This window comes from Vallitalea pronyensis, from assembly GCF_018141445.1.
Taxonomy (GTDB): Bacteria; Bacillota; Clostridia; order Lachnospirales; family Vallitaleaceae; genus Vallitalea; species Vallitalea pronyensis.
The window spans coordinates 5,734,725-5,748,079 of sequence record NZ_CP058649.1 but is presented as its reverse complement, the minus strand read 5'-3'; the positions used below and the strand labels follow the sequence as shown (position 1 = coordinate 5,748,079).

9 protein-coding genes are annotated in these 13,355 nt (G+C 37.2%); 8 read left to right on the top strand and 1 reads right to left on the bottom strand.

Annotated features, from left to right (window positions below):
• Positions 1–75: 75 nt before the first annotated feature.
• Both HZI73_RS24000 and HZI73_RS26565 read left to right on the top strand, forming a co-directional pair.
• Positions 76–987, top strand: coding sequence for a sulfurtransferase (locus HZI73_RS24000; protein WP_212695864.1), 912 nt, complete (start codon positions 76–78; stop codon positions 985–987).
• A 33-nt stretch (positions 988–1,020) separates the two neighbouring features.
• Complete coding sequence (locus tag HZI73_RS26565) at positions 1,021–2,829, top strand: rhodanese-like domain-containing protein (protein WP_246552265.1); 1,809 nt, start codon at positions 1,021–1,023, stop codon at positions 2,827–2,829.
• A 240-nt stretch (positions 2,830–3,069) separates the two neighbouring features.
• On the opposite strand, the gene HZI73_RS23990 is transcribed toward HZI73_RS26565, so the two are convergent.
• Positions 3,070–3,618 (bottom strand): 4Fe-4S binding protein, encoded by a 549-nt coding sequence (locus tag HZI73_RS23990; protein ID WP_212695863.1) that lies wholly within the window; start codon positions 3,616–3,618, stop codon positions 3,070–3,072.
• Between the two features lie 327 nt (positions 3,619–3,945).
• Between HZI73_RS23990 and HZI73_RS23985 the strand changes: the two genes are divergently transcribed.
• From HZI73_RS23985 to HZI73_RS23960, 6 genes are all read left to right on the top strand, one after another.
• Complete coding sequence (locus HZI73_RS23985) at positions 3,946–5,421, top strand: sensor domain-containing diguanylate cyclase (protein ID WP_212695862.1); 1,476 nt, start codon at positions 3,946–3,948, stop codon at positions 5,419–5,421.
• A gap of 121 nt (positions 5,422–5,542) precedes the next feature.
• Positions 5,543–6,511 carry a LacI family DNA-binding transcriptional regulator gene (locus HZI73_RS23980; protein WP_212695861.1) on the top strand — a complete coding sequence of 323 codons (969 nt, stop codon included), beginning with the start codon at positions 5,543–5,545 and terminating at the stop codon, positions 6,509–6,511.
• Between the two features lie 214 nt (positions 6,512–6,725).
• The gene (locus tag HZI73_RS23975; protein ID WP_212695860.1) at positions 6,726–7,949 is read left to right on the top strand and encodes an ABC transporter substrate-binding protein; all 1,224 of its coding nucleotides are present in this window, start codon (positions 6,726–6,728) and stop codon (positions 7,947–7,949) included.
• A 234-nt stretch (positions 7,950–8,183) separates the two neighbouring features.
• Entirely contained in the window at positions 8,184–9,059 is an 876-nt protein-coding gene (locus HZI73_RS23970; RefSeq protein ID WP_212695859.1) for a carbohydrate ABC transporter permease, read from the top strand.
• Positions 9,059–9,895: a carbohydrate ABC transporter permease gene (locus tag HZI73_RS23965; protein WP_212695858.1), complete on the top strand. Its 837-nt coding sequence runs from the start codon at positions 9,059–9,061 to the stop codon at positions 9,893–9,895. Before HZI73_RS23970 ends, HZI73_RS23965 begins: the two co-directional genes overlap by 1 nt.
• A gap of 53 nt (positions 9,896–9,948) precedes the next feature.
• Positions 9,949–12,222, top strand: a complete 2,274-nt coding sequence (locus HZI73_RS23960) for a glycoside hydrolase family 65 protein (RefSeq protein WP_212695857.1) — start codon at positions 9,949–9,951, stop codon at positions 12,220–12,222.
• Positions 12,223–13,355 lie beyond the last annotated feature (1,133 nt).

The following is a 13,355-nucleotide window of genomic DNA, read 5'->3' as shown; positions in this document are numbered from 1 at the left end:
TAACAATCTTTTTCGAAAACTAACTTATCATTAACAAATAATGCTCTTGTGGCGTTATATAGGAGGTTTTAAAGCATGAAGCCAGAAACGAAACAGAGAAGAGGTGTCTTCATTCCTCTGCTTATTGTGTTTGTTTTGCTTTTTACAGCTTGTAACAGTACAAGTTATAAGGGTAGTGATGGTATTGTAGAACCAAGTGAAGTTGCAGAAAGTATGGATAATAGTCAAGTCATTGTTATCGATGCCCGTTCACCAGAAGACTATGCAAAAGGTCATCTCCAAGGGGCTGTATGTATTACAGCAGGTGAATTGACGATTGCTGATCCAGTAAAAGGTATGCTAGCTCCAAAAGAGCAGATTGAAAAAGTGCTAAGTGAAAAAGGCATTTCCAATGATAGCATCTTATACATATACGATAACAGCAAAGGCGTCTATGCATCCCGTCTATGGTGGGCCCTTAAGGTATATGGTCACGATCAAGTAAAAGTCATTAATAATGGACAAAAAGGCTTAGAATTAGCCAATCTCCCTATGACATTAGATGTGCCTGATTTACCAGCTACAACGTATCAAGCAAAAGATGCTAATCTTAGTATGATTGCAACCAAAGAAGACGTCATAAAAGTAACTGAAAGTGATAACAGTGATGTTAAAATAGTGGATGTTCGTAGTCAAGCCGAGTTTGATGAAGGCGCTATACCAGGGGCAATCTTATACCCTCACACTAAAAATCTGTATAGTGATGGTACATTCAAATCAGCTCGTGATACGTATTTATTTTACAAAGATTTAGGATTGGAAAAAGACGATCCCATTATTCTCTATTGTAAATCATCTTTCCGCGCTACTCAAACAGTACTTGTGCTTGAAGAAGCTGGGTACACCGATGTAAAAGTGTATGATGGTGCATGGTTAGAGTGGTCTGCTGGAGATATGCCAACAGAGAAAGAAGAAAAGAAAACACCAAGTGTTCAGGATGCTTCATAAAAATTATAAAGCGTTTCATATGGAGGGAACAACATGAAAAAATTCAACAAGTTAATAGCATTACTATTAATGGTTGTAATGGTATTAGCCATTGCAGGTTGTGGTTCTAAAAAAGACGATTCAGCAAGCTCAATGGATTTGACACAAGGCTCAGATACGTCAGATGCATCAAAAGAAGAACCAAGTGATGATGATGCTCAAAAAGAAGAACAACCAGCTTTTTCCATAGATGATGGTGTGACAGCTTATTTTGCAAACATGCCTAAACACATCTATAAAATTGGCCAACAAGATTTTATTGATAAAGTAAAAGCCGGCGATGACATGGTTGTTGTGGATATTCGTACAGCAGAAGATTATAAAAAGGGTCATGTGAAAGGCTCTTATAGTGCACCTTGGGGACCAGCCATTGCAGAGAACATCACCAAAATAGCCCAAGACAAAGAAGTATTCATTTACTGTTATTCCGGTCAAACAGCAGGGCAAGCAGTGATGACTCTTAACTTAGCAGGTATCAATGCAAGAAGTGTGAACTTAGGTTTTAACTTTGGTATATCAAAAGTTGAAGGTTATGAAGCAGTGATTGAAGAGACAGAACACGCATTTGGTTCAGAAACATATGATGTGCCGCAAGAAGTACAAGATGCTTTAACCGCATACTATAATGGTTTAGCAGATGTAAAGGAAACCACATTCAAAAACTATAAAGTATCGGAAGATAACTTAAAGGCTATGATCGATAATCAAGAAGACTTCTACTTATTATCCATTAGAAAAGCAGACCACTTTGCTGAAGGGCACATTGAAGGTGCTAAGAATATCCCTTGGGGAGCGGGCATGGAAAAAGAATTTGCCAGCCTTCCAAAAGATAAACCAATCGTGGTTTACTGTTATACAGGTCAAACAGCAGGGCAAACAGTAGCAGGACTTCGTTTATTAGGCTATGATGCAGTTTCATTAAACGGTGGCATCGGTATGGAAGCTAATGCACCTCTTGGATGGATTAACAAAGGTTATGAAACTGTAGGTGGTGTGGTTAAAGCAGGTGTTAATGCTCATTTTGCAAACATGCCAAAGCATATTTATAAAATTAGTCAACAAGATTTTGTGGATAAAGTAAAAGCTGGTGACGATATGGTTGTTGTGGATATCCGTACAGCAGAAGACTATAAAAAAGGGCATGTAAAAGACGCTTATAGCGCACCTTGGGGACCAGCCATTGCAGAGAACATTACCAAAATAGCCCAAGACAAAGAAGTATTTATTTACTGTTATTCCGGTCAAACAGCGGGGCAAGCAGTGATGACCCTTAACTTAGCAGGTATCAATGCAAGAAGCGTGAACTTAGGTTTTAACTTTGGTATATCAAAAGTTGAAGGTTATGAAGAAGTGATTGAAGAGACAGAACACGCATTTGGTTCAGAAACCTATGATGTACCGCAAGAAGTACAAGATGCTTTAACGGCATACTATAATGGTTTAGCAGATGTAAAAGAAACCACATTCAAAAACTATAAAGTATCCGAAGATAACTTAAAGGCCATGATCGATAATGGGGAAGACTTCTACTTGTTATCCATTAGAAAAGCCGACCACTTTGCTGAAGGACACATTAAAGGTGCGAACAATATTCCTTGGGGAGCAGGCATGGAAAAAGAATTTGCCAGCCTTCCTAAAGATAAGACAATCGTGGTTTACTGTTATACAGGTCAAACAGCAGGTCAAACAGTAGCAGGACTTCGTTTATTAGGTTATGATGCGGTTTCATTAAACGGTGGTATTGGCATGGAAGCCAACGCACCTCTTGGATGGCTTAATAAAGGTTATGAAGTTGTAAAATAGAACCTATAAGCATCCCATGAAAAGGTTGTTCTCACATCTATTATTTATATAAAACAACATGACACTACTCTAGGGGTTATAGGCTCCTAGAGTAGTTCATTATTAGCATATTTATTGTTTTAGTTTATGTCAACGTATAGTTGATGTGTATTAGGAGAACTACTATACAGATCCTATAAGGTTATCTCTTATACATATAGTATGGTTTATTTTTAAAGTAATGCGTTTCACTGCTTATAGCTATTGACTTGCATCACATACGGTCTTCACACCTTTTAGTTTTAATGCCTGTTCCTTATTCTTCTTATCTTGAGCTTGTTTAATTAATCCCGAACCATGGCCCATAGGGCATATCTGGCACCAGCTTCTGGGTTTGAAAACGACACCGATGACAACACCTACAATAAAGGATGATAGCATAAAGCGGTAGAAAACCTTAGCTATAACGGAAAAATGAAAACCATGGCTGACGATAGCATAGGTTAAAACCGATGTAAATACCGTTAACATAATCGCTAGGATAATATTTTTAGCTTTTTTTGTTCGTAGCCATTTGGGTAAAGTATGACCTAATGATATTTTAGCTAAGAATTTACCTAAAAATGAACCTCTTGGGCAATATTTTGAACAATGGACTTTACCTCTACCACGAAGGGCATGATAGATAGGGGCGCCCATACATACGGTTCCAAGAATACCAAATCGAAGGTCAATGATACCAAGTATAAAAAAAGTAATGATAATGATATAACTCCAGCCCATATGGCTTTTCCGATGATTTTTTTTCATAATAACACTCCTTGACGACTTTATTTCTTGACAACTTTTTACGTTGAATAAAAAGTTTCAAGATGCATTATAAATATCTATATAACATTATATTCAAATATTACGATATGTCAACCAAAAAAGTAAAAAAAATAAAAAAATATCTTTTTTTATCATGGATTTTATATGAGAAATAAGATACATATTCCCCTTAGACTTGTAAAATAATGGGTGTTATTACCTGTTAAAGGTTGAGAAAACTGTTTAATTATGTTAAAATATAGTATGCTTATGATTCTATAGACCTATAAGGGGTAGTATAAAACGACTAGTTGGGGAGTGGTGAATATGCCCAAGAAAATTAGAAGTCATGTCAACATAAAAGTGGTTTTACGAAGCTTAATACTCATATTTGTTGTATTTGTTATCTCTTCTATTATCATGTATCAAAGAACATATGAAAAATTCGAAACCAACTTATCTAAAGAAATAGCATTACAATCACAGCTTGTTAATCATGCTATTTTTGATTATTTTGATCATAATCGATTAACGGTAGACCTATTAGCATTCAATGAGGATATCACCGTTTATTTACAAGAGGTTAAAACAAGAGAAGACATGTACCAACACCCCCTGTATAAAAAAATTCAGCGGATGCTAAAAAAAATAGCAGCTTCTAATAAGTATGCATCATCCTATTTATGGATTGCACATGAAGAAGCTAATTTTTATTTTGGTTATAATAGCTACAACGATTTGAGTACATATGATATAAAAACAAGACCTTGGCGAGAGGAAGCCCTTAACTCCAAGGATACAGTCTTAACAGAGCCTTACAACGATTACGGCTCACACCAGCAGGTATTATCAGCTGTTAAGACCATAAGAGATGGTGAAAAAATTATTGGGTTTATTGGTATAGATATGAAATTAATCAATCTACCAGAGATCATGCAGAGTTATGTTTTAGGGGAAAACGGTATTAATTTCTTAGTCAATTATGGCAATGATTACATTTACTCACCAGCAGGGTCATGGGATGATGACTTTCAAAAGTCTTTAATGGAGAAAGTTGATCATAAACGGAAATATCCAAAGAGACTTCAGCAAATTACCCATGAAGGAAAACCCTATTTTGTTTACTATAATCAATTGGAAATAAATAACTGGGGTATTATTCAATTAATTGACAAGCATGAATTTACAGATGGTCTTTATAATTTTTTGAGACTTATCTGGGTGATATTCTTTGTTGCTGGGCTATTGCTATTAGGTATCATCATTAAAGAAGGTGTATCCCATAAATTATTAGAAAATACGCTCCGCAACCAAGCAAGAACCGATGCACTTACAGGCTCTAATAACCGAGGCTACTTTATGGAACTCGCATTGGATAAGTTTCATGTAGCTAAATTGGAAAACAGACCATATAATTTCTTCATGATTGATATTGATTATTTTAAAAGTGTCAATGATAATTATGGTCATCATGTAGGGGATATTGTTCTCGAAAACATGGCGAAATTAAGTGTCCATTCCTTAGGTGAACATGCTATCTTTGGACGTCTTGGTGGTGAAGAATTTGCTGCTGTTATTCTGGATATTGATAAAGAGGCAGCGCTTCTGGCAGCAGAGAGACTTAGAAAACAAATATCGGAAATGGATATTATCACAGAATGTGGCAATATTAATATCAATGTGAGTATCGGCTTAACTTGGATGACAGAAGATGACCAAGAACTTGAAGATATCCTTAAGCGAGCAGACCAAGCCATGTATGAAGCCAAACGAAGTGGTCGAAACAAAGTGAAATTAAAATAGGTAAAAATTTTTATATCGACATAGCCATAGAAAACATGCTACAATTATGCAATGAGGTAATTGGCGCATGTTTTTATATGGAGCAATTGCCCACTAGAAAGATAAATGAAGGTGACCCCATATGGTAAGTATCAAAGATGTGGCAAAAAAAGCCAAGGTGTCCATATCAACGGTTTCTAATGCTTTAAACGGCAGAGCTAATGTAAGTGAGGAAACACGGCAGCGAATTATTGACATAGCCAACGACATGAATTATTATCCCAACACCATGGCAAGAAATCTGAAAGTAAAAAAGACAAAAACAATTGCCTTTTGTTTTAGTCAATTTGACCGAAATTTTTATTTCCAAATCATCAAAGGCATCAATGATTGTGTCATTAATCATGGGTATGATTTAATCATCTGTGCTCATCATTCCATTGAAAAGTTCTTACGTAATGGTTTTGTTGATGGGGCATTGGTCAATGACAAAAATGTATCCGATGAATTGATTTTATCAACAGCAAGTAAAGATTTACCCATTGTTTTACTAGACCGTGAATTAAAAGGTCAACATATCTATCCTGTGGTGGTCAATAATTATCTGGCCATGGAGCAACTTGTAAAAGAGCTTATTATGAAGGGCTACAAAAAGTTCTCCTACGTATCCGGCATTGAAAGTACACAGGATAATATTGAACGGTTTGAAGGTATGCGTGATACCTTAAGAGATCACAACATTACTTTTTTACAAAAACATTATTATCATGGTGATTTTACAGAAATTAGTGGCTATCAAGCAGCAAGACTTATGATGATCAGCAAAGATATACCAGAAGTGGTCATATGTGCTAATGATGACATGGCGATAGGTGTTGTCAAGGCTTTCAAGGAAATGGGTATAAATATCCCAGAGGATGTCAGTGTTGTAGGTTTTGATGATATTGAGTTATCAAGTATATTAGAACCCCATATCACAACCATATCCGTTCCCAAGTATGAATGGGGCATCTATGCAGCAACCATTCTGTTTCGTGTCCTGGATGGTGAAAGGCATGTGGTACCAAATAAAATCATTGCCCAAACAAAGTGGCGTCAAACAACCAGGTAAAAAAATTTACCTAGCTTATAAAACGTTTTACAAAGATGTAAATAAAAATCGAATAATGTCATAGGTAAATCTGGAAATACATGTATAAAGCACAAAAAAGAAATGAATTTTACTATACTATTAGTGAAAATATATAAAAAAATAGTTGACATTCCCTTTTACAAGTGATAAGATTTCTATATAAATAGTAAAACGTTTTATAGGAGGGCAAAAGATGATAAAAAAAATCAGTGTATTGTTATTAGTAGTAGCAGTTCTATCCACAACGATGATAGGTTGTCAGTCTAAAAAAGATAAAGATGTTACCATAACAGTTTTCCAATCAAAGGTGGAGATTACGGAACAGCTTGAAAAATTAGCCAAAGAGTATACGGATATGACCGATGGCGTGAAAGTAGAAGTATGGGGTACATCAGGTGATGATTATGCAACACAGCTTCAGACAAAGCTTGGTGCTGGTCAAGGACCAACCATTCTTTCTCCTGGTGTAGGTACTACCGCAGAGAGTATTAGTGGTTACCTGTATGATCTTTCCAATGAAGATTTCGTGAAACATATTGCACCTGGTATGGAAGTTAAGAGCAAAGATGGTAAATTAATTGGGGTACCCTATGGCGTAGAAGGTTATGGTTTTGTGTATAACAAATCATTAGTGGATGCTTCACAGATGACAGATTTTGCTTCATTTGAAAGCACTGTTAAAGCCTTAAAAGAATCAGGTGTGCAACCAGTTAGTTTATCCAGTGAATCCTATTTCTTGATTGCGCATATTCTCAATGTACCTTTTGCACTTCAAGATGACCCAGAGGGATTCATTGCAAGCTTGAACGATGGCAGTAAAAAAATGAGTGAGGATCCAGTTTTTGAAGAATGGGCTACCTTCATGGAAGTGATTCGAGCTGAAGGAACGAATCCTCTAGAAGTACAATATGATGTGCAAACAGGTGATTTTGCAACAGCTAAGACAGCCATGATTCATCAAGGAAACTGGGCATATGTTATGTTTACTGATTATAATGTTGATTTTGAAATGGGTATCTTACCCATGCCAGTAAAAGGCAATGATAAGATTAGCGTTGGTATTCCTAACTCATGGGGTGTGAATGCAGGTGCTTCAGATGAAGAAATTGAGGCAGGGCTTGCTTTCCTTAACTGGTTATTTACAAGTGAAGAAGGTATTTCTTATATTATAGACGCGTTTGGTTTTATTCCAGCGATGACCAATATGAAGACAGATTCACTTGATCCATTAGGTAAAGATGTGGCTCATTATACCGCTGAAGGTAAAACATTACCTTGGATGTTTAGCTTATGGCCAGATGGTGTCATTAACAATGACTTCTTCCCAGCAACTCAGAAGTTCTTTTCCGATAAGGACATGACAGGCAGTGAGCTGTTAAACATGTTAGATGCAGCTTGGGAAAAAGCAGCACAATAATTTATTCTATGATGTATCATAAATAGCGTATGGCAGATGACTGGTTGAAAGGGCTTAGGCTTTTTCAACCAGAATATTGTAATAGAGCTTGTATAGCATGGTGAGAAGGCATAGGCAGGGATGAAACTGGTATGCCGAAGGTAATGGTTTAACCGATATGGGCTAGATATGACTGCTATAGAGTTGTATTATGATATAAGAGACGTTTAGAGCAATGTAATAAAGGAGGAAATCATGAAAAAAAGTAATAAAAAGATGTGGTTTGCTATTTTTACATTCCCAACGATATTTATCTTCCTAACAGTTGTTGTTATTCCTTTTATTATGGGTATATTCTATTCTTTTTTTGAATGGGATGGCATTGTACTCCATGAAAAGAAGTTTGTTGGGTTTGGCAATTATATCAAGATGTTTTCAGATACCCGATTAGGCGATTCCATATGGCTGACCATTATCTATACGTTGATAGCAGGTTTGATTATTAATGTATTAGGTCTAGCTTTAGCATTGTTAGTGACCCAGAAGTTAAGGGTTAAAAATACCTTAAGAACCATGTTCTTTATGCCCAACTTAATCGGTGGTCTTATTTTAGGATTTATCTGGCGCTTTATATTCATGGAAGTGTTTAAACAGATTGGTGAAGTGACTGGATTTGATGCCGTATTTTTCAACTGGGTGTTAGATGAGCGATTTGCTCTATTAGCCATTGTGGTGGTAAGTACTTGGCAGATGGCAGGGTACATTATGATTATCTACATCACAGGTATCCAGAGCATTCCTGGTGAATTACTTGAAGCAGCTAAAGTAGATGGCGCAGGCTATTTCCAACGGTTAAAAGCCATCATGTTCCCACTGCTTGCACCAGCTTTTACCATTAGTTTGTTTTTAAGCCTATCCAACTCTTTTAAGATATACGATGTTAACCTATCCTTAACCCAAGGGGGACCCTTTAATTCCACAGAAATGTTCGCCATGAACGTTTATAATGAGATTTTTAGTTATAAAAACTTTGGCTATGGCCAGTCCAAGGCTGTTGTCTTCTTTTTCTTTGTTGCTTTGATCACATTGGTTCAAGTTTATTTTAGTAAGAAAAGGGAGGTGGAAATGTAATGGGTAAAACAAAAAAAATAATCATTGAAATCTTGGCTGTTATCGTAGGTATTATTTACCTATCACCCGTATACATTATGGTTGTTAATGCCTTTAAGAATCGAGCTGAAATGTATGAAAGTGTATTAAGTCTACCCAGTACAATTAGTTTTGAGTATTTTAGAACAGCCATGAGTAAGATGAGTTATCTGAATGCATTTATGAATTCACTTTTTGTAACGGTTATCAGTATTGGTATTATTGTGGTTTTGTCATCCATGACAGCATGGATGCTCGTTCGTACAAAGCATGTGATCAGTAAAGTTATCTTCTTTACATTTATTGCAACCATGCTTATTCCTTTTCAAGCGGTTATGATGCCACTCATGCAGGTCATGGGGTTTGTGACCAACAATACGTTCCTAAGTATGTTAAATACACGATTTGGCCTGATTTATATGTATGTGGGATTTGGTTCCAGTATGGCCGTTTTCCTATTCCATGGCTTCATTAAGAGTATTCCGACTTCTCTTGAGGAAGCAGCCACCATTGACGGCTGTAATAAATGGAAAACATTCTGGAAGATTATTTTTCCAGTGCTGAAACCAACAACGGTTACGGTTATTATTCTTGACTTGATATGGATATGGAATGACTTCTTACTCCCATCACTTGTCTTATCTGATAAGGGACTTAGAACCATACCCCTATCAACGTTCTATTTCTTTGGGGAGTTTACCATCCAATGGAATTTAGCCATGGCAGGTCTAGTATTAACCATTATCCCTGTTATTATCTTCTATATGCTTGCGCAAAAGCACATTATAAAAGGGGTAACAGCTGGAGCTATCAAGTAAGGATAGCATGTCACATAGTAGGAAGCTTAATGAATGATAGGAAGTGAAGCAACATGCATAACATAGATGTCTGGGGGATTAAGGAAGATGCTTTAGACCCCAACAACTATCCGTTACATGAGACCTTATTTGCCCTAGGTAACGGGTATATTGGAACAAGAGGCAATTTCGAGGAAGGTACGTCATTTGGTGGTCATGATGGCACGTTTATCAATGGTTTTTATGATTATTATGATTTAACCTATGGTGAAAAGTACAACGGGTACCCTCATCGAAGTCATGCCATGCTCAATGTAACAGATGGTAAACGAACGGCTATCTTCATCCAAGGTGAAAAACTGGATTTGGCCACAGGTACCATTGACGATTATGAACGCCATATTAACTTTAGGGAAGGGATACTTATACGTTCATTTAAGTGGACTTCCTCTAAAGGGTATACGGTGGCGTACCGTAGTGAAAGGTTGCTGAGTTTGGATAACAAGCACCTGATGTTAAATAAACTCACCTTAACACCTCTTAACTTTGACGGCGATATCACATTGGTTTCATCTTTAGATGGTGACGTAACCAATATTACCAAAGCTGACGACCCAAGAATTGGCGTAGAGTTTCAGGGCGATGAACTAAGGGTCGTTAAAACGCAGATTACCCATGAGCTAGGTGAACTTGTTTCAAAAACAAAATCATCTGAACTTGGATTAATCACTTTAATGAAGCATCGTTTGATATATGATGGGCAGATACAACGTACCCTAGAGCAAAAAGATAAGTTCATTGCACATCACTATACCCTAGCAGCCACAAACAACAAGGCAATCACCTTGGAAAAATATGTCACCTATCATACTTACGAGAATACTCAACATGAACAGATGGATAGTGCATCAAAAAAGTGTATAGAAGAAGCTTACAACCTAGGTTACCATGCCTATGTTGTGAAGCAAAAAGCGTATCTCCATTCATTTTGGGAGCATGCAGATGTTGAAATTAAAGGTGATGATGCCACATTACAAGGTATACGGTTTAACATGTTTCATTTGCTGCAATCCGTTGGTCGTGATGGTTATACCAACATAGCGGCAAAAGGCTTGACAGGAGAAGGCTATGAAGGGCATTATTTCTGGGATACGGAGATCTACATACTGCCTTTCTTTATCTACACCAACCCGAATATAGCCAAAAAACTGGTGGAATACCGATACCATCTATTAGATGCAGCTAGAAAAAGACGTGAAGACATGCAATATAAAAAAGGTGCTTTATACCCATGGCGTACCATTAATGGTGAGGAATGTTCAGCGTATTATCCAGCAGGTACAGCTCAATACCATATTAATGCGGATATTGCATATACCGTCTGTAAGTATGTGGAAGCAACCAATGATGAAGCTTTTCTTGTGGAAGCAGGGCTTGAGATGCTGATTGAGACAGCAAGATTATGGTTACAGATTGGACATTACAATGACCAAGAAGCATTTCATATATGTTGTGTAACAGGACCAGATGAATACACAGCAGTGGTTAATAACAATGTCTATACCAATCTCATGGCAGCACATAACCTTAGGAATGCTTATGAAGCTGCTAAGCAGATCGAGAAAAAGTACCCTAAAGAGTATCAAGCATTAGTGGATAAGATTGGTTTAGACTCACAAGAATTACAAGATTTTGATAAAGCTTCTAAGAAGATGTATGTACCCTATGACCACAAGCGTAAATTGTACCCACAGGATGATAGTTTTTTCCAAAAACCACTTTGGGATTTTGAAAGAAGCAAAGATAAACGACCAATTCTTATGCATTATCATCCTTTGAATATTTATCGTGCTCAGGTTTGTAAACAGGCTGATTTAATTCTTCTTGAATTTTTATTAGGTCATCAGTTTGATCAGGAACAGAAGAAACGCGATTATGATTACTACGAAAAGATTACAACCCATGATTCTTCATTATCCACATGTATTTTCAGTATCATGGCTAATGAGTTAGGTTATTATGATAAAGGGTATGATTATTTTATCCATTCAGCCAGGACAGATATTGATGACATGCATCATAATACAACAGCAGGTGTGCATACTGCGAATATGGCAGGTACATGGTTGTCGATAGTTTTTGGTTTTGGTGGCATGCGTGAAGTAGATGGGGAGTTGCATTTTAATGCTCATTTACCACAACAGTGGGATAGTTACAGTTTTCATATTACTTTTAAGGATAGAAGGATTAGGGTTAAGGTGGATGGTGATGGGGTTCATTTTGTGTTGTTAGAGGGTGAGCCGTTAAAGGTTTATGATAAGGGGGAAGCGTTGGTTATAAGTAAGTAGAGGATGGGTTGTCTTGTGTTAGTGCATGAGGCGGCTCTTTTTTTGTGGCTGGAGATAGAGAGAAAGAGATTTTGGGTAGAGCGTTGTGGGTTAAGAGGACATGTTGTGGTGGGGACATAGGGGCTAATAGAAAGGGAACATAGTGTATATTGCTTGCCTTTCCTTGAGGGGCGAGCCGGTCAGCGCAAAATCCACTATGTTCCCTTTGTTGTGGCTAAAGATAGAGAGAAAGAGATTTTGGGGTAGTGCGTTGTGGGTCAGAAAAACGTTTTGTAGAGGGGAGATGGTGGCTAATAGAAAGGGAAAATAGTGTATTTTACTTGCCTTTCCTTGGGGGGCGAGCCGGTCAGCGTAAAATCCACTATATTCCCTTTGTTGTGGCTAGAGATAGTAAGAAAGAGATTATAGGGTAGTGCGTTGTGGGTTAAAAGGACATGTTGTGGTGGGGAGATTTGGGCTAATAGGAAGGGAAAATAGTGTATTTTGCTTGCCTTTCCTTGAGGAGCGAGCCGGTCTGCGCAAAATCCACTATATTCCCTTTGTTGTGGTTAGAGATAGAGAGAAAAAGATTTTAGGGTAGTGCGTTGTGGGTAAGAAAAGAATGTTGTAGAGGGGAAATGGTGGCTAGTAGAAGGTAATATATTAGATTCAGCTTGCCTTTCCTTGAGGGGCAAGCAGGTCAGCACTGAATCAACTATATTACCTTTGTTATAAGCTAATGCATAGTTGATATTGCAAGTGTTACAAAGTGGAGAATTAAAAAAACACAAACAGTAAGATGAAATCCTAAATAATAAAATAACCATTACCCAAATGAGAAACTAATCAACACAGCACGCATGAGAGAAAAGGGGTATATAATGGGTTTAACGCAGACCGGCTCGCATCCCAAGGAAAGGCAAGTTAAACCCATTATATACCCCTTGTACCAGCCCTAAACTCATAACATCTAAAAACGCTCAACAAGCAGTACATATATCTTGTAGCATAGAATATAACAAAAACAGTAATAACAAAATTCCAAATAATAAAAATATCATTTCCCAAAAGAAAAACTAATCACCATAACACGTATGAGAGCAAAGGGGTATATGATAGGTTTAACGCAGACCGGCTCGCACCTCAAGGAAAGG

Bases quoted from the DNA above. Each gene is read 5' to 3' on its own strand.
- HZI73_RS23980 (WP_212695861.1), top strand. From the start codon at position 5,543: ATGGTAAGTATCAAAGATGTGGCAAAAAAAGCCAAGGTGTCCATATCA.
- HZI73_RS26565 (WP_246552265.1), top strand. From the start codon at position 1,021: ATGAAAAAATTCAACAAGTTAATAGCATTACTATTAATGGTTGTAATG.
- HZI73_RS23965 (WP_212695858.1), top strand. From the start codon at position 9,059: ATGGGTAAAACAAAAAAAATAATCATTGAAATCTTGGCTGTTATCGTA.
- HZI73_RS23960 (WP_212695857.1), top strand. From the start codon at position 9,949: ATGCATAACATAGATGTCTGGGGGATTAAGGAAGATGCTTTAGACCCC.
- HZI73_RS24000 (WP_212695864.1), top strand. From the start codon at position 76: ATGAAGCCAGAAACGAAACAGAGAAGAGGTGTCTTCATTCCTCTGCTT.
- HZI73_RS23970 (WP_212695859.1), top strand. From the start codon at position 8,184: ATGAAAAAAAGTAATAAAAAGATGTGGTTTGCTATTTTTACATTCCCA.
- HZI73_RS23975 (WP_212695860.1), top strand. From the start codon at position 6,726: ATGATAAAAAAAATCAGTGTATTGTTATTAGTAGTAGCAGTTCTATCC.
- HZI73_RS23985 (WP_212695862.1), top strand. From the start codon at position 3,946: ATGCCCAAGAAAATTAGAAGTCATGTCAACATAAAAGTGGTTTTACGA.
- HZI73_RS23990 (WP_212695863.1), bottom strand. From the start codon at position 3,618: ATGAAAAAAAATCATCGGAAAAGCCATATGGGCTGGAGTTATATCATT.